Source organism: Streptomyces sp. NPDC019937 (assembly GCF_040631655.1).
Lineage (GTDB): Bacteria > Actinomycetota > Actinomycetes > Streptomycetales > Streptomycetaceae > Streptomyces.
In genome coordinates, this window is record NZ_JBEYAL010000002.1 from 282,330 (window position 1) to 297,822 (window position 15,493).

Below are 15,493 nucleotides of genomic sequence, written 5' to 3' on the forward strand. Positions count from 1 at the left end.
CGGAAATGGAAGCGGATGCCTCACTTCCGGCACCCGCCTCCATCACGATTTGTTCCGTCCAGTGAGGTAGACCCCGTGGCCAACATCCTGACGACCGTCCTGGCCAAGCTGGCCCACATGACCCTGGAAGCGCTGCTCGCGCACCTCGCGAAGTCGCTTCTGACCGTCGTGTTCAAGCCGTCGACCGGTCCGGCCGCCGCCTGATACGACCGTTATCCGGCGACCGTTCGCGACGAACATCCCGCCGTGGGCGATTTCTTCGGTACGAAGCTCGCCACGAATTTCGTTGATCGGCCTCGGGCCGTCACAATCACCAAGTGACCTTCCCCGTCCTCCAGCGGACTCGGTCCTTCCGGGTACCGCCGGTGAGGGGTGGGCGCTTTCGGATGTGTGAAGGAGATGACCCCTGCGAGGAGGCACGTAGGTGGAAGAAAGGCTGGCCATGACGGTGGATGCGCGTGGTGACGTCGAGGAGTTCATCCTCGGGGAACGGTTCGCGTGCCTGGCGGGGCGTTCCGCCTGGCGCCGGGGAGGCATCACTCACCGCCACTATGACCTGCTGGGGGGCGAGGATTCCGCCCGGCTGCTGGCGCTCGATCTGGCGGAGTTCGTGAGTTCGGCGGACTGGAGCGCCCGGACGTTCACCAGTTTCATCGCGACCTTCGAGCAACCTCGCGGGGTCGATGAGCTGCGATTCGAAGAGCTTCTCTGGCAGCAGCTGCAACTGCTCCATGAGCAGGACGCGGATTTCCATCATTGGGCGGATGGTTATTCGTCCGATCCGCAGTCCCCGGAGTTCGCGTTCAGCGTGGCCGGCCATCCCTTCTTCGTGATCGGCCTGCATGAGACCCACCGCCGGTTCGGCCGCAGGCCGCCCTTCCCGATGCTGGCCTTCAACTCCCATGAGCAGTTCGACCGGATCAAGGGCGCCGGGATGTGGGACCGGCTCGCGGAGAAGATCCGCAAGCAGGACATCCAGCTGCAGGGGGACATCAATCCCAACCTGTACGAGTACGAGGAGCTGTCCGAGGCCCGCCGCTACTCGGGCCGTCCCAAGCCGGCCGATTGGCAGTGCCCCTTCGCCGCCCGGGAGGCCGCCCGGCAGGCCGAGCTGGAGCGCGTGGCGGAGCGGGAGCTGACCGTCTCGGCGGCGGCCGTCACGGGCACCATCGGCTGAGGTTCCGCGCACGGCGGTGACGCCGCTGGGCCCGGGGGCGGAAACCGCCCCCGGGCCCAGTCACGCGGCGGCCCCGCCGGCGGTCGTGCTCAGTGGTCGTGCGCCTCCGCCCGGTGGACCGGGCCGTGGGCGGTCAGGCAGTGCTCGACGAGCGGTTCGTCCGCGCGGCGGTGCTCCTCCCCGTCCGCCCCGGGCCGGGGCGTCACGGTGTCGAGGTGGTCCACCTGGAGCGTGGTGTGGGTGATGCCGTACTCCTCGCGCAGCACCTCCTCCAGCGCCTCCCGCACCGCGTGGCAGTCGCCCGCCGCCGCGACCAGGACATGGGCGGACAGCGAGACCTCGCCCGAGGTGATCTGCCAGACGTGCAGGTCGTGCACCTCGGCCACCTCGGCGTGGGAGGCCAGCAGGCTTCCGATCTCGTCGGGCTCGACCCCGGCGGGAGCCGCCTCCAGCAGGACGCGCCCGGAGGCCCGCAGCAGTTCCACCCCCGCCTTGATCATGAGAGCGACCACGACGAGTCCGGCGATCGCGTCGGCCCGGGCGAAGCCGGTGGTCACCACCACCAGCCCGGCGATCGCGGTGGCGATGAAGGCGTAGAGGTCGTTCAGCACATGCTGGAAGGCGCCTTCGATGTTCAGCGAGGCGCGGTTCGCCTTCGACATGCACCACGCCGCCGCGATGTTCACCACGATCCCGGCGAGCGCCACGGCCAGCACCAGCCCGCCGGTCACCTCGGGCGGGTCGATCAGCCGCTCCACCGACTCATAGCCGAGGTAGGCGCCGAGCAGCAGCAGGGAAAGCCCATTGGCCTGCGCGGAAAGGATTTCCGACCGCTTGAGCCCATACGTATAGCCACCCCGGGCGGGCCGTGCCGAAAGCCGGATCGCGATGAGCGCGAGGACGATCGAGGCGGCGTCGGTGAGCATGTGCGCCGCGTCGGAAAGCAGCGCCACCGACCGCGCGATCACTCCGATCACGACCTCCACCAGCATGAATCCGGTGATCAGCGCGAGAGCGATGGACAGCCACCGGCGGTCGGCGTTCTCCGCCACACCGTGCGTGTGCCCGCCATGCCCCTCGCCGTGTCCGTGCGTATGGGCTCCCACCCGCTCCTCCTCGGATCGCTCATGGACAGCGGCAATTGAACAGCACTTCGGAGAATTCTCCAAAGGCTGCAATGGACACGGTTATCAGGTGGCATTGCTTTATGGATTCGGCAACGCTTTTCATTGTCGCGCCGGGAAAATACGCGGCGCACCGGATCGCGGAGCGGACGTCACCCGGGCAGGCGATCACGGGTCCGCTGATGTGTACGAGGCCACGCCGGTGCGGGTGAGGTCGGCGCGCAGGAGGTGACCCCGCGGGGTGCGGCGCGTTGGCCGAACATGACGACGACGATGCGACGCCGTTCTCTCTCGCAGCCGAGCAGAGTGCCGGACCGGAGCACCGAAGGCGGCGGAACGGTTCACCAGACGCTGCACCAGTCGAGCTGCGTACCGATCTACGCGGCGCTGGTGGAGCGCTGGTCGTCCGCGGGGCGGGCGGTGCCCGGGGCGTACGACCGCGAGTGGACCGAACTGGTCAACTGCCCGCCCTGGCCGGACCGGATCCGGGCGGCGGCCCGGCCGTCCTCCGGCTGAGCCGCCGCCCGTCCCGCTTCCTTCGAGGGACCTCAGTCGTCCCCGCCCTCCAGGCCGCCCTCCGTCTCCAGGAACAGCTCCCGGACCCGCTCCAGCACCTCCGGGTCCGGCTGCTCCCACAAGCCCCGGCTCTCGGCCTCCAGCAGCCGCTCGGCCATGCCGTGCAGCGCCCAGGGGTTGGCCTCCTCCAGGAACGCGCGGTTCTCCGGGTCGAGCAGATAGGTCTGGGCGAGCTTGTCGTACATCCAGTCGGCGACCACTCCGGTGGTGGCGTCGTAGCCGAAGAGGTAGTCGACGGTGGCGGCGAGTTCGAAGGCGCCCTTGTAGCCGTGTCGGCGCATCGCCTCGATCCAGCGCGGGTTGACCACCCGGGCCCGGAAGACCCGCGAGGTCTCCTCGTGCAGGGTGCGGGTGCGCACCGTCTCGGGGCGGGTGGAGTCGCCGATGTACGCGGCCGGGGCGGTGCCCTTCAGGGCGCGCACGGTGGCGACCATGCCGCCGTGGTACTGGAAGTAGTCGTCCGAGTCGGCGATGTCGTGCTCGCGCGTGTCGGTGTTCTTCGCCGCGACCGCGATCCTGCGGTACGCGCTCTCCATCTCCTCGCGGGCCGGGCGGCCCTCGAGACCGCGGCCGTAGGCGTAGCCGCCCCACACCGTGTAGACCTCGGCGAGGTCGGCGTCGGTGCGCCAGTCGCGGCTGTCGATGAGCTGGAGCAGTCCCGCGCCGTACGTCCCCGGCCGGGAGCCGAAGATGCGGGTGGTGGCGCGGCGCTCGTCGCCGTGCTCGGCGAGGTCGGCGCGGGTGTGGGCGCGTACGTAGTTGATGTCGTCGGCCTCGTCGAGGGAGGCGGCGAGCCGTACGGCGTCGTCCAGCAGCCCGACCACGTGCGGGAAGGCGTCGCGGAAGAAACCGCTGATGCGCAGGGTGACATCGACGCGCGGGCGGCCCAGCTGGCCGGCGGGCACGGGTTCGAGCCCGGTCACGCGCCGCGAGGCGTCGTCCCACACCGGGCGGATGCCCATCAGCGCCAGCGCCTCGGCCACGTCGTCGCCGGAGGTGCGCATGGCGCTCGTGCCCCACAGCGACAGGCCGACCGACCGCGGGTACTGACCGTCGTTGTCGGCGCGGTAGCGCTCCAGCAGCGAGTCGGCGAGCGCCTGGCCGGTCTCCCAGGCCAGGCGGCTGGGCACGGCCTTGGGGTCGACGGAGTAGAAGTTGCGGCCGGTCGGCAGGACGTTGACCAGTCCGCGCAGCGGCGATCCGGACGGCCCCGCGGGCACGAAGCCGCCGTTCAGGGCGTGGACGGCGTGGTCGATCTCGTCGGTCGTGGCGGCGAGCCGCGGCACGACCTCGCGGGCGGCGAACTCCAGGATCGGGGTGACCGCGGCCCGCTGGGCCTCGGGCAGGTCCAAGGCGGCCTTCTCGGCGGCCTCGGGGGCCCAGTCCGCGTCCTCCATCGCCTGGACGAGGGCGCGGGCGCGCTCCTCGGCCTCGTCGGCGCCCGAGCGGGTGGCGGCCGACTCGTCCAGGCCCAGCGCCTCGCGCAGCCCGGGGAGTGCCGACGTACCGCCCCAGATCTGGCGGGCGCGCAGGATGGCCAGGACGAGGTTGACGCGCTCGGGGCCGGTGGGCGCGCCGCCGAGGACATGCAGACCGTCGCGGATCTGGGCGTCCTTGACCTCGCACAGCCAGCCGTCGACGTGCAGCAGGAAGTCGTCGAAGCCCTCGTCGTCGGGCCGCTCCTCGAGCCCCAGGTCGTGGTCGAGCCGGGCGGCCTGGATCAGGGTCCAGATCTGGGCGCGGATGGCGGGGAGCTTGGCCGGGTCCATCGCGGAGATGGCGGCGTACTCGTCCAGCAGCTGTTCCAGCCGGGCGATGTCGCCGTAGGAGTCGGCGCGGGCCATCGGCGGTACGAGGTGGTCGACCAGGGTGGCGTGGACCCGGCGCTTGGCCTGGGTGCCCTCGCCGGGGTCGTTGACCAGGAAGGGGTAGATCAGCGGCAGGTCGCCGAGCGCGGCGTCGGGGCCGCAGGCGGCGGACAGGCCCGCGTTCTTGCCCGGCAGCCACTCCAGGTTGCCGTGCTTGCCCAGGTGCACCATGGCGTCGGCGCCGAAGCCGCCGTCGGCCCGCGGGGTCGCCATCCAGCGGTAGGCGGCCAGGTAGTGGTGCGAGGGCGGCAGATCGGGGTCGTGGTAGATGGCGATGGGGTTCTCGCCGAAGCCGCGCGGCGGCTGGATGACGACCAGGAGGTTGCCGTGGCGCAGCGCGGCGAGGACGATCTCGCCCTCGGGGTCGCGGCTGGTGTCCACGAACATCTCGCCGGGCGGCGGGCCCCAGTGCTCCTCGACCGCGTCGCGCAGCTCCCGCGGCAGGGTGGCGTACCAGCGTCGGTAGTCGGCGGCGGGGACGCGGACCGGGTTCTTGGCCAGCTGTTCCTCGGTGAGCCAGTCCTGGTCGTGGCCGCCGGCCTCGATGAGGGCGTAGATGAGTTCGTCGCCGACGCCGGAGGCGAGGCCCGGGAGCGCCCCGTCGCCCTCTTCGGGGCCGAGGTCGTAGCCTTCGGCGCGCAGCCGGCGCAGCAGGGCGACGGCGCTGGCGGGGGTGTCGAGGCCGACCGCGTTGCCGATGCGGGAGTGCTTGGTGGGGTAGGCGGACAGCACGAGCGCGAGGCGCTTGTCGGCCGCCGGTATGTGGCGGAGCCGGGCGTGCCGTACGGCGATTCCGGCGACGCGCGCGGCGCGCTCGGGGTCGGCGGCGTAGACCGGCAGGCCGTCCTCGTCGACCTCCTTGAAGGAGAACGGCACGGTGATCAGCCGCCCGTCGAACTCCGGGACGGCGACCTGGGTCGCGGCGTCCAGCGGCGACAGGCCCTCGTCGTTCTCCTCCCACGCGCTGCGCGGCGAGGTCAGGCACAGCGCCTGGAGCACGGGGACGTCGAGCGCGGCGAGCGCGCCCGCGTCCCACGCCTCGTCGTCGCCGCCCGCCGACGCCTCGGCGGGGCGGGTGCCGCCCGCGGCGAGCACGGTGGTGACGACGGCGTCGGCCGCGCCGAGCGCCTCGACCAGTTCGGGCTCGGGGGCGCGGAGGGAGGCGACGAACAGCGGCAGCGGCCGTCCTCCGGCGTCCTCGACGGCCCGGCACAGCGCCTCCACGAAGGCGGTGTTGCCGCTCATGTGGTGGGCCCGGTAGTAGAGCACGGCGATCACCGGGCCGGTGACGTCCTCGCGCGCGGTGCGCTCCAGCGGCCCCCAGGTGGGGGCGGTGGCGGGCGGTTCGAAGCCGTGGCCGGTGAGCAGCACGGTGTCGGACAGGAAGCGGGCCAGCTGGTCCAGGTTGGCGGGGCCGCCGTGCGCGAGGTAGGCGTGGGCCTCGGCGGCGATCCCCACCGGGACCGTGGACGCCTCCATGAGCTGGGCGTCGGGGGCCTGTTCACCGGTGAGGACGACGACGGGGAGGTCGCCCGCGAGCAGGGTCTCGAGGCCGTCCTCCCAGGCGCGGATGCCACCGAGCAGCCGCACGACGACGAGTTCGACGCCGTCGAGGAGGCCGGGCAGGTCGTCGAGCGGGAGCCGCGCCGGGTTGGCGAGGCGGTACGGCACCGGGCCCGTGGCCGCGCGGGCACTGAGCAGGTCGGTGTCGGACGTCGACAGCAGCAGGATCATGGCTCGGTGCCTTCCTCGGGGTCCGCGCCCCGGGCGGGTTGGAAGACGGCGGGAGTTCCTGGCTCGCACGGCAGGCTGCCGTGTTCACAGTGGCGGGACCGCACCGGATTCGCACCGGTTTCCTCCCCCAGACGCCGTCTTGTGCGTCTTTGACGCCGTCTGATGCGTCCAGCGGGCCAGACGGCCCGCCGCAGAGCATAGTAGGCGTTGCTGACCTGGCACGGGACGGTGAGGGCCGACCGGACGTCGGTATGCTCGCCGCCATGTCCCTCCCCCCGGCAACCGTCCCACCTGCGAACGAAGCGCCCGGTGAAGCGCCCTCGCGGCGGGCGCGCGGACGCGATGACGCCTGCCCCGGCGCGCTGCGGCTGCACCCGGCGGACGACGGCTCCCTGGCCCGCGTCCGGATACCCGGCGGCCTGCTGACGGCAGGTCAGGCGCTGGCGCTGGCCCGGGCGAGCGAGGAGCTGGGCGACGGCCGTCTGGACCTCACCTCGCGGGGCAATCTCCAGCTCCGCGGCCTGGAGGCGGCGTGCGGCGGCGAGCTGGCGGCCGGGCTGCGGGAAGCCGGGCTGCTTCCCTCGGACCGGTACGACCGGGTGCGCAACATCGCAGCGTCCCCGCTGAGCGGCCTCGACGGCGCCGGATACGGCGATGTCACCGTGTGGGCGCGGGAGTTGGACGCCGCGCTGTGCGCCGGGGCGTGGGAGGAGTTGTCCGGCTTGTCGGGCCGTTTCCTGTTCGCGATGGACGACGGCCGGGGCGATGTGGCCGCATTGGGCGCGGATGTGACATTGATCGCAGCGCCGGACGGCGGGGCGGTGCTGCGGGTGGGCTCCGGTGCGCCGGGGGCCGGTCTCGAGGTGCGGGGGCGGGACGCGCCGCGCGCCGCCGCGCTGGCCGCCGTGGAGTTCCTGGCCAGGGCCCGGGTGAGCGGCACCCAGGCGTGGCGGGCGCGCGAACTGCCCGCGCGACACGCGGTGACCGCCGACGGCCTGGCGGCGCGGCTCGCGGACGAGGGCGTCGAAGCCGTACGTACCGGACACGGCGGGCCGGTTGACGCGCCCGGCGCGCCGCCCGCGCCGGGCGTGGTGTCCGGGCCGGACGGGCGCCACGCCGTGTCCGTCCTGGTGCCCCTGGGCCGGGTCGGCGCGGCGCCGTGGCGGCTGCTCGCCGGGCTCGCCTCCCGGGGCGGCTCGGGCGAGCTGCGTGTGACACCCTGGCGCGGCGTGGTGCTCCCGGGGTTCACCGCGGACGGCGCGGCGGCCGCGTCGCGGGAGGTGGCCGACGCGGGGCTGGTGACCGATCCGGGCTCCCCGTGGGCCGGGGTCGGCGCGTGCACGGGACGGCCGGGCTGCGCCAAGTCCCTGGCCGATGTGCGCGCCCACGCGACGCGCGCGGTGGCGGACGCTCCCCGCTCCCCCGGCGCGCCGCCGCCGGTGCCGGTGTACTTCTCCGGCTGCGAGCGGCGCTGCGGCCACCCCGGCGGCCGCTGGGTGGACGCGCTGGCCACCTCCGGCACGGATTACCGGCTCACCGTACGCGACACGCGGGAGCCCGACGGCGCGGCCGGTGCCACCGGTGGCGGCGCGATGGACGTAACGGCAGAGCGATTGGCCGACGCCGTGGCGACGGCCCGCGGAACAGCATGATCAACGACATGATCGAGGACACAGTGTTCGACTACGAGAAGGACGGGGCGGCCATCTACCGCGCCTCCTTTGCCACCATCCGCGCCGAGGCGGACCTGGACGGCCTCCCCGCCGACGTCAGCCGGGTCGTGGTGCGGATGATCCACGCGTGCGGAATGGTCGACCTGGTCAAGGACCTCGCGTACACGCCCGAGGTGGTCGCCCGGGCCCGGGAGGCGCTGCGCGCCGGGGCGCCCGTGCTCTGCGACGCCCAGATGGTCGCCAGCGGCGTCACCCGCAGGCGGCTGCCCGCCGGCAACGACGTGGTGTGCACGCTGTCCGACCCCGCCGTACCGGAGTTGGCGCGGCGCATGGGGACGACGCGCAGCGCCGCCGCGCTGGAGCTGTGGCGGGACCGGCTGGAGGGTTCGGTCGTGGCGGTCGGCAACGCGCCCACCGCGCTGTTCCATCTGCTGGAAATGCTCGAACAGGGCGCGCCGCGCCCGGCCGCCGTCATCGGCGTGCCGGTCGGGTTCATCGGCGCCGCCGAGTCCAAGGAGGCGCTGGCCGGACATCCGTCGGCGCCCCACCATCTGGTGGTGCGCGGCCGACGCGGCGGCAGCGCCATCGCCGCGGCCGCGATCAACGCGATAGCGAGCGAGGAAGAGTGAGCGAGCAGCAGCGACAGGCGACGCCGGCGGCGAAGGGACGGCTGTACGGCGTGGGCCTCGGCCCCGGTGACCCTTCCCTGATGACGGTGCGGGCGGTGGAGGTCATCGCCGGGGCCGATGTCGTGGCGTACCACAGCGCCCGGCACGGCCGCAGCATCGCCCGCTCCATCGCCGAGCGGCATCTGCGGCCCGACCACATCGAGGAGCGGCTGGTCTACCCGGTCACCACGGAGGGCACCGACCATCCGGGCGGCTACCGGGGCGCGATGGAGGAGTTCTACGCGGAGGCGGCGGCGCGGCTCGCCGCGCACCTGGACGCGGGGCGCACGGTCGCGGTGCTGGCCGAGGGCGATCCGCTCTTCTACGGCTCGTACATGCACATGCACAAGCGGCTCGCCGACCGCTACCCCACCGAGGTGATCCCCGGCGTGACCTCGGTGAGCGCGGCGGCCGCCCGGCTCGGCGCGCCGCTGGTGGAGGGCGAGGAGGTGCTGACGGTCCTCCCGGGCACGCTGCCCGAGGAGGAGCTGACGGCGCGCCTGGCGACGGCCGACGCGGCCGCGGTCATGAAGCTCGGCCGCACCTTCCCGGCCGTGCGGCGCGCCCTGGAGCGTTCGGGGCGGCTCGCCGACGCGCGGTACGTGGAACGCGCCACGATGAGCGCGGAGCGCACCGGGCCGCTGGAGGAGGTCGACCCCTCGTCGGTGCCGTACTTCTCGGTGGCGGTGCTGCCGAGCCGTATCGGCGCCCCGGCCGCACCGGCCGCCGCCGCGTCCGGGCGCCCGGGCGAGGTCGTGGTGGTGGGCCTGGGCCCCGCCGGTCCGCTGTGGCTCACCCCCGAGGCCCGCGGTGAACTGGCCGCCGCCGAGGACCTGGTCGGCTACACCACCTACCTGGACCGGGTCCCCGTACGGCCCGGTCAGCGGCGGCACCCCTCCGACAACAAGGTCGAGGCCGAGCGCGCCGAATTCGCCCTCGACCTGGCCCGGCGCGGCCGGCGTGTCGCCGTCGTCTCCTCGGGCGACCCCGGGGTGTTCGCCATGGCCACCGCCGTTCTGGAGGCCGCGTCCGAGGAGCCGTACCGCGATGTCCCGGTGCGGGTGCTGCCCGGCATGACCGCGGCCCACGCCGCCGCCGCCCGCGCCGGTGCCCCGCTCGGCCACGACTACGCCGTCGTCTCGCTGTCGGACCGGCTCAAGCCCTGGGAGGTCATCGCCGGGCGCCTGCACGCCGCGGCCGCCGCCGACCTGGTCCTCGCCCTGTACAACCCCGGCTCCCGCAGCCGGATCTGGCAGGTCGGCAAGGCCCGCGAACTCCTCCTGGAACACCGCGCGCCGGACACCCCGGTCGTCCTGGGCCGCGACATCGGCGGCCCCGGGGAGAGCGTCCGCATCGTCCGCCTGGCCGACCTCGACCCGGCCGAGGTGGACATGCGCACGATCCTGCTGATCGGGTCCTCCCAGACCCGCACCGCCCGCCGCGGCGACGGCACCGAGATCGTCTGGACCCCCCGCCGCTACCCGGAGGTGTGACGCCCCGGCGCCGTACGGAGCCAGGCGACGGCCTCGGCGGGGGTCCGCACCACCGGGACGTCCCGCGGGGCCGGGGGGCGCTGGACGACGACCACGGGGATTCCGGCGTCGCGGGCCGCGGTCAGCTTGGGGGCCGTGGCGCCCGCGCCGCTGTCCTTGGTGACCAGGACGTCGATGCGGTGGCGGCGCAGCAGCTCGGCCTCTCCCGCGAGGGTGAACGGACCACGGTCCAGGATCACCTCCATGCGGGGCGGGAACGGTGGCTGCGGGGCGTCGACCGAGCGGACCAGGAACGAGGGCGCGGTGAGGTGGGCGAAGGCGGCCAGCCCCATGCGGCCGGTGGTGAGGAAGACCCGCTCCCCCAGGTCCGGCAGCAGCCGCGCGGCCTCCTCCAGCGAGGCCGCCGGGTGCCAGCGGTCGCCCGGGCCCGCCACCCAGCCGGGGCGGCGCAGGGCCAGCAGGGGAACATGGACGGCGGCGGCCGCACGGGCCGCGTTGTGACTGATCGTGTCGGCGAAAGGATGGGTGGCGTCGATGAGCGCGTCCACCTGGTGCTCGCGCAGCCAGCGGGCCATGCCCTCGGGGCCCCCGAACCCGCCGATCCGCACCTGCCCGGCGGGCAGCCGCGGTTCGGCGACCCGGCCCGCGAGGGAGCTGGTGACGCGCAGGGCGGGAGCACCGTCCAGCTCCGCGGCGAGTCGGCGGGCCTCGGTGGTGCCGCCCAGGATGAGCACATGGCGCGCCGGTGTGCTGTTCATCGGATGCCTTTCGTCGTCCGTGCGCCCGTCATCGTATGCGCGGCCGGTGGCCCATGGCTGAGGCGGAGGCCGGGGTGAGCGGGGGCCGCGGGGCACAGCTGGAGCGGACCGGGCTGCGGCACGGGTGGACCACCGGGGCGTGCGCGACCGCCGCGGCGACGGCCGCGTACACCGCGCTGCTGACCGGCGACTTCCCCGATCCGGTGACGATCGCGCTGCCCAAGGGGCAGCGGCCCGCGTTCGCGCTGGCGGCCGAGGAACGGGGGGCGGACCGGGCCATGGCGGCGGTCGTGAAGGACGCCGGGGACGATCCCGACGTCACGCACGGCGCGCTGATACGGGCGACCGTACGGGCCCTGCCGCCGGGCGGCGGCGTGGTGTTCCGGGCCGGGCCGGGCGTCGGCACCGTCACCCGGCCCGGGCTGCCGCTCGCGGTGGGCGAACCGGCCGTCAACCCCGTGCCGCGCCAGATGATGACCGAGCACATCGCCTCCGTCGCCGCCCGCCACGGCGGCGGCGGGGACGTCGAGATCGAGATCTCGGTGGACCACGGCGAGGAGATCGCCCGCAGCACGTGGAACCCCCGGCTGGGCATCCTCGGCGGGCTGTCCATCCTGGGCACGACCGGCATCGTGGTGCCGTACTCCTGCTCGGCGTGGATCGACAGCATCCGGCGCGGCGTGGACGTCGCCCGGGCGGCGGGGCGGCGCCATGTGGCGGGGTGCACGGGGTCGACGTCCGAGAAGGTGGCGGTGGCCACGCACGGGCTGCCGGAGGACGCCCTGCTGGACATGGGCGACTTCGCGGGCGCCGTGCTCAAGTACCTGCGCCGCCACCCGGTGGAGCGGCTGACGATCGCGGGCGGGTTCGCCAAGCTCTCCAAGCTCGCGGCGGGCCACCTGGACCTGCACTCCTCCCGCTCCCAGGTCGACAAGGGCTTCCTCGCGGAGCTGGCCCGCCGCGGCGGCGCGGACGAGGACCTGGCGGCGGCGGTCGCGGCGGCCAACACCGGCCTGGAGACGGTGCAGCTGTGCGCGGCCCGGGGCGTCCCCCTCGGCGACCTGGTCGCGGCGGCGGCACGGGAGGTCGCCCTCGGGGTGCTGCGCGGGGCCCCGGTCGCGGTCGACGTGATCTGCGTCGACCGCGCGGGCACCGTGGTGGGCCACGCCGCCCCCCGCGGCCCACGGGACGCCTGACGCACCGCCGGGTGCGGTGTATACCGCCACGCGGCAGCGCTCCCCCGCCCCGCGCGGGCCGGGGCGTGCCCGGGCGGGATGCGCACGCCGCCCTGCGGCAGCACCCCCCGCGCCCCCGCGCCCCCGCGCGGTGCGGCACCCACGGGGTGCACAGGGCACGCGGCACCCCGGCCATGCGGCCACCGACACGAGCCGTGGGGCCCGCGCAGGCATGAAGCGCGGCCCCTACCTGGCACGAGGCGCGGTCCCGTCGCGCGACGCGGTATTCCGCCAGGCGCGGTGCCCCTTCCGGCGCGAAGGCGGTCACCCCGCCGTGCCGCCCTCCCGGCAGCGGGCGCGGCCCGGCGCAGGAGGAATGCGGCGGGCGGCGGCCGCGGGCGCTCAGGGGGCGGGGGTGTCCTGTGGGGGCCGGGGGCGGGCCGGGGAGTAGAGGTGGCTGTCGCGGAACTGTTCGGCGGCCAGGGTGCGGCCCACCATGATGACGGCCGTACGCACCACTCCGGCCGCCTTCACCTGGTCCGCGATGTCCGCCAGGGTGCCGCGCAGCACCAGTTCTCCGGGGCGGCTGGCCAGGGCGACCACGGCGGCCGGGCAGTCGGGGCCGTAGTGCGGGAGGAGTTCGCCGACCACGCGGTCCACGTAGCGGGCGGCGAGGTGCAGGACGAGCAGGGCGCGGCTGCGGCCGAGGGTGGCCAGGTCCTCGCCGTCGGGCATGGGGGTGGCCTGCTGGGCGACGCGGGTGAGGATGACGGTCTGGCCGACGGTCGGCACGGTCAGCTCCCGGCCCAGCGCGGCGGCCGCGGCGGCGAAGGCCGGGACGCCGGGGACGACCTCGTACGGGATCCCGGCCGCGTCGAGGCGCCGCATCTGCTCGGCGACGGCGCTGAAGACCGACGGATCGCCGGAGTGGAGGCGTGCCACGTCGTGGCCCGCCTCGTGGGCGGCGGCGAACTGGGCGGTGATCTGGTCGAGATCGAGCCCGGCGGTGTCGACGAGCCGGGCGTCCGGCGGGCATTCGGCCAGCAGTTCGCGGGGGACGAGGCTGCCCGCGTACAGGCACACCCGGCAGCGGGCGAGGGTGCGCGCGCCGCGCAGGGTGATGAGATCGGCGGCGCCGGGACCCGCGCCGATGAAGTACACCGTCATCGTGTCTCTCCTGGGACTGGGGCTTTGGTGGTGGACCACTGGGTGACCGGCATCGCCTGGCGCCAGCCGGTGAAGCCGCCCACGGGGGCGACGTGGGAGACGGCGAGGCGGGTGAGGTCGCCGCCGTGGCGGGTGTACCAGGTGGTGAGCAGGGCTTCGGATTCGAGGGTCACGGTGTTGACCACGAGGCGGCCGCCCGGGGGGAGGGCGGTCCAGCAGGCCTCCAGGAGGCCGGGGGTGGTGGCGCCGCCGCCGACGAAGACGGCGTCGGGGGCGGGCAGGCCGGTGAGGGCGGCCGGGGCGGCGCCGGTGACGACGCGCAGGCCGGGGACGCCGAGGGTGGTGGCGTTGCGGATGATGCGCTCGGCGCGTACCGGATCGCGTTCGACGGACACCGCACGGCAGGCGGGGTGGGCGCGCATCCACTCCACGGCGATGGAACCGGAGCCGCCGCCGACGTCCCACAGCAGTTCGCCCGGGGCGGGGGCGAGGGCGGCGAGGGTGGCGGCGCGGATGTGGCGTTTGGTCAGCTGGCCGTCGTGTTCGTACGCGGCGTCCGGCAGCCCGGGGACGGCGGACAGACGCGGGGCGTCCGGCGCCGGGGCGCAGTCGAGGGCGATGACGTTGAGGGGGTCGCCGGGCGGGTGGGGCCATGCCTCGGCGGTGCCCTCGACGGCGCGCTCCCGCGCGCCGCCCAGCTGTTCCAGGACCCGCATCCGGGTCGGGCCGAAGCCGCGGTCCCGCAGCAGCCCGGCGACCTCGGCCGGGGTCCGGGCACCGGCGCTGAGGACGAGCAGCCGGCGGCCGGAGTACAGGGCGCGGGAGAGGGCGGCGAGGGGGCGGCCGACGAGGCTGATCACCTCGGTGGTCTCCTGTGCCCAGCCCAGCCGCGCGCAGGCGTAGGAGACGGACGACGGATGCGGCAGCACCTGCAGCGCGCCGGGGCCCAGCAGTTCGGTGAGGGTGCGTCCGATGCCGAAGAACATGGGGTCGCCGCTCGCCAGCACGCACACCTCGCGCCCGGTGTGCGCGGCGAGCAGCCCGGGGACGGCGGGGCGCAGCGGGGACGGCCAGGGGACGCGTTCGGCGGCGCAGTCCGGTGGCAGCAGGTCGAGTTGGCGCGGTCCGCCGATGACGACCTCCGCGGCGCGCAGCGCCTCACGGCCGGCCGGGGCGAGCCCGTCCCATCCGTCGGCGCCGATGCCGATGACGGTCAGGGGGGTGGGTGGTGGGCTCACTGGGGTTCCTCGTGGTTCGGTGGCGGCCGGGGCCGGAGAGTGTCTTGCCCCCAGGCCCCGGCCCGCACTCTACTGACCTGCTACGACGTCTCCGCGTCCGGCTCCGCCTCGGCGAGCGCCAGCAGCTCCTCCACCGTCATGCCGGCCGGTATCGGCTCGGGCGCGGGGGTCCGCAGCGGCGGCTGCCAGCCGTCCTCGGGGGCCCAGCGCCGGATGACACGGGCGGGCGCCCCGGCGACCACGGCGTGGTCGGGCACCTCGCCCCGTACGACGGCGCCGGCCGCGACGACGACGTTGCGGCCCAACCGCGCCCCGGGCAGGATCACCGCGCCCGCGCCCAGCCAGCTCCCGGAGCCGATCTCGACGGGGGCGGAGCGCGGCCACTGGCGGCCGATGGGCTGGTGGGGGTCGTCGTAGGAGTGGTTGTCGCTGGTCACGTAGATGTACGGGCCGCAGAACACGTCGTCGCCGAAGACCACGTCGCGGGAGGCGATGACGTGGCTGCCGCGGCCCAGGACCACGCCGTTGCCGAGCCGCAGGATGGGGCCGGGGCCGAGGTCGAGGCCGGGCATCATGCCGACGGTGAGCGTGACCTGCTCGCCGATGACGCAGTGGTCGCCGAGTTCGATCCACGGTTCGCCGAAGACGGTGCCCTGGGGGAACGCCAGCCGGGTGCCGACGCCGATGCGGCCGAAGCGGTACGGGCCGGGCCGCTCGGCGGTCACCGCGCCCGCGCGCTGCACGGCGCGCCATCCGCGGTGCACCAGCCGGGACGTGGCGCGGCGGCGCCACGCCCGCCAGGATGAGAACACGTTCTCGTTCTTCGGCATGTACACACCGTA

The 15,493-nt window shown here is 74.6% G+C and carries 13 protein-coding genes and 1 riboswitch; of the genes, 7 read left to right on the top strand and 6 right to left on the bottom strand.

Features of this window, described 5'->3' with window-relative positions; all coding sequences use genetic code 11:
* Nucleotides 1-75 precede the first annotated feature (75 nt).
* Complete coding sequence (locus ABZ562_RS02960) at nucleotides 76-204, top strand: hypothetical protein (protein ID WP_361473124.1); 129 nt, start codon at nucleotides 76-78, stop codon at nucleotides 202-204.
* 220 nt (nucleotides 205-424) lie between these two features.
* Entirely contained in the window at nucleotides 425-1,177 is a 753-nt protein-coding gene (gene gntA / locus ABZ562_RS02965) for a guanitoxin biosynthesis heme-dependent pre-guanitoxin N-hydroxylase GntA (RefSeq protein WP_361473126.1), read from the top strand.
* Between the two features lie 89 nt (nucleotides 1,178-1,266).
* On the opposite strand, the gene ABZ562_RS02970 is transcribed toward gntA, so the two are convergent.
* Nucleotides 1,267-2,283 carry a cation diffusion facilitator family transporter gene (locus ABZ562_RS02970; protein WP_361473128.1) on the bottom strand — a complete coding sequence of 339 codons (1,017 nt, stop codon included), beginning with the start codon at nucleotides 2,281-2,283 and terminating at the stop codon, nucleotides 1,267-1,269.
* 291 nt (nucleotides 2,284-2,574) lie between these two features.
* On the opposite strand from ABZ562_RS02970, the gene ABZ562_RS02975 reads away from it, so the two are divergent.
* Nucleotides 2,575-2,817 carry a hypothetical protein gene (locus ABZ562_RS02975; protein ID WP_361473131.1) on the top strand — a complete coding sequence of 81 codons (243 nt, stop codon included), beginning with the start codon at nucleotides 2,575-2,577 and terminating at the stop codon, nucleotides 2,815-2,817.
* Nucleotides 2,818-2,849: 32 nt separating this feature from the next.
* On the opposite strand, the gene cobN is transcribed toward ABZ562_RS02975, so the two are convergent.
* Complete coding sequence (cobN, locus tag ABZ562_RS02980; RefSeq protein ID WP_361473134.1) at nucleotides 2,850-6,479, bottom strand: cobaltochelatase subunit CobN; 3,630 nt, start codon at nucleotides 6,477-6,479, stop codon at nucleotides 2,850-2,852.
* Nucleotides 6,480-6,508: 29 nt separating this feature from the next.
* Nucleotides 6,509-6,633: riboswitch (cobalamin riboswitch) on the bottom strand.
* Between the two features lie 109 nt (nucleotides 6,634-6,742).
* On the opposite strand from cobN, the gene cobG reads away from it, so the two are divergent.
* Genes cobG through ABZ562_RS02995 form a run of 3 tightly spaced genes read left to right on the top strand, consistent with a single transcriptional unit; the run spans nucleotide 6,743 to nucleotide 10,313 of the window.
* Nucleotides 6,743-8,131 carry a precorrin-3B synthase gene (gene cobG, locus ABZ562_RS02985; RefSeq protein ID WP_361473136.1) on the top strand — a complete coding sequence of 463 codons (1,389 nt, stop codon included), beginning with the start codon at nucleotides 6,743-6,745 and terminating at the stop codon, nucleotides 8,129-8,131.
* An 8-nt stretch (nucleotides 8,132-8,139) separates the two neighbouring features.
* The gene (locus ABZ562_RS02990; protein WP_361473139.1) at nucleotides 8,140-8,781 is read left to right on the top strand and encodes a precorrin-8X methylmutase; all 642 of its coding nucleotides are present in this window, start codon (nucleotides 8,140-8,142) and stop codon (nucleotides 8,779-8,781) included.
* Nucleotides 8,778-10,313, top strand: a complete 1,536-nt coding sequence (locus ABZ562_RS02995; protein WP_361473141.1) for a precorrin-2 C(20)-methyltransferase — start codon at nucleotides 8,778-8,780, stop codon at nucleotides 10,311-10,313. Before ABZ562_RS02990 ends, ABZ562_RS02995 begins: the two co-directional genes overlap by 4 nt.
* Here the strand turns inward: ABZ562_RS02995 and ABZ562_RS03000 are convergent.
* Nucleotides 10,298-11,071 carry a cobalt-precorrin-6A reductase gene (locus ABZ562_RS03000; protein WP_361473143.1) on the bottom strand — a complete coding sequence of 258 codons (774 nt, stop codon included), beginning with the start codon at nucleotides 11,069-11,071 and terminating at the stop codon, nucleotides 10,298-10,300. The genes ABZ562_RS02995 and ABZ562_RS03000 overlap by 16 nt on opposite strands.
* Before the next feature lie 53 nt (nucleotides 11,072-11,124).
* Here ABZ562_RS03000 and ABZ562_RS03005 point away from each other — a divergent pair, with 53 nt between their 5' ends.
* Complete coding sequence (locus ABZ562_RS03005; protein ID WP_361473146.1) at nucleotides 11,125-12,267, top strand: cobalt-precorrin-5B (C(1))-methyltransferase; 1,143 nt, start codon at nucleotides 11,125-11,127, stop codon at nucleotides 12,265-12,267.
* A gap of 381 nt (nucleotides 12,268-12,648) precedes the next feature.
* Here ABZ562_RS03005 and cobM read toward each other — a convergent pair whose 3' ends face one another.
* From cobM to ABZ562_RS03020, 3 genes are all read right to left on the bottom strand, one after another.
* Nucleotides 12,649-13,413: a precorrin-4 C(11)-methyltransferase gene (gene cobM / locus ABZ562_RS03010; RefSeq protein WP_361473149.1), complete on the bottom strand. Its 765-nt coding sequence runs from the start codon at nucleotides 13,411-13,413 to the stop codon at nucleotides 12,649-12,651.
* Nucleotides 13,410-14,651, bottom strand: a complete 1,242-nt coding sequence (cbiE, locus tag ABZ562_RS03015; protein WP_361473151.1) for a precorrin-6y C5,15-methyltransferase (decarboxylating) subunit CbiE — start codon at nucleotides 14,649-14,651, stop codon at nucleotides 13,410-13,412. Before cbiE ends, cobM begins: the two co-directional genes overlap by 4 nt.
* 80 nt (nucleotides 14,652-14,731) lie before the next feature.
* A complete protein-coding gene (locus ABZ562_RS03020; protein ID WP_361473154.1) occupies nucleotides 14,732-15,481 on the bottom strand; it encodes an acyltransferase in 750 nt (249 codons plus the stop codon).
* Nucleotides 15,482-15,493 lie beyond the last annotated feature (12 nt).

Coding starts and splice junctions, on each gene's coding strand:
- ABZ562_RS02990 (WP_361473139.1), top strand. CDS start 8,140: ATGATCGAGGACACAGTGTTCGACTACGAGAAGGACGGGGCGGCCATC.
- ABZ562_RS03005 (WP_361473146.1), top strand. CDS start 11,125: ATGGCTGAGGCGGAGGCCGGGGTGAGCGGGGGCCGCGGGGCACAGCTG.
- ABZ562_RS03000 (WP_361473143.1), bottom strand. CDS start 11,071: ATGAACAGCACACCGGCGCGCCATGTGCTCATCCTGGGCGGCACCACC.
- cobM (WP_361473149.1), bottom strand. CDS start 13,413: ATGACGGTGTACTTCATCGGCGCGGGTCCCGGCGCCGCCGATCTCATC.
- cobN (WP_361473134.1), bottom strand. CDS start 6,479: ATGATCCTGCTGCTGTCGACGTCCGACACCGACCTGCTCAGTGCCCGC.
- ABZ562_RS03020 (WP_361473154.1), bottom strand. CDS start 15,481: ATGCCGAAGAACGAGAACGTGTTCTCATCCTGGCGGGCGTGGCGCCGC.
- ABZ562_RS02975 (WP_361473131.1), top strand. CDS start 2,575: ATGCGACGCCGTTCTCTCTCGCAGCCGAGCAGAGTGCCGGACCGGAGC.
- cobG (WP_361473136.1), top strand. CDS start 6,743: ATGTCCCTCCCCCCGGCAACCGTCCCACCTGCGAACGAAGCGCCCGGT.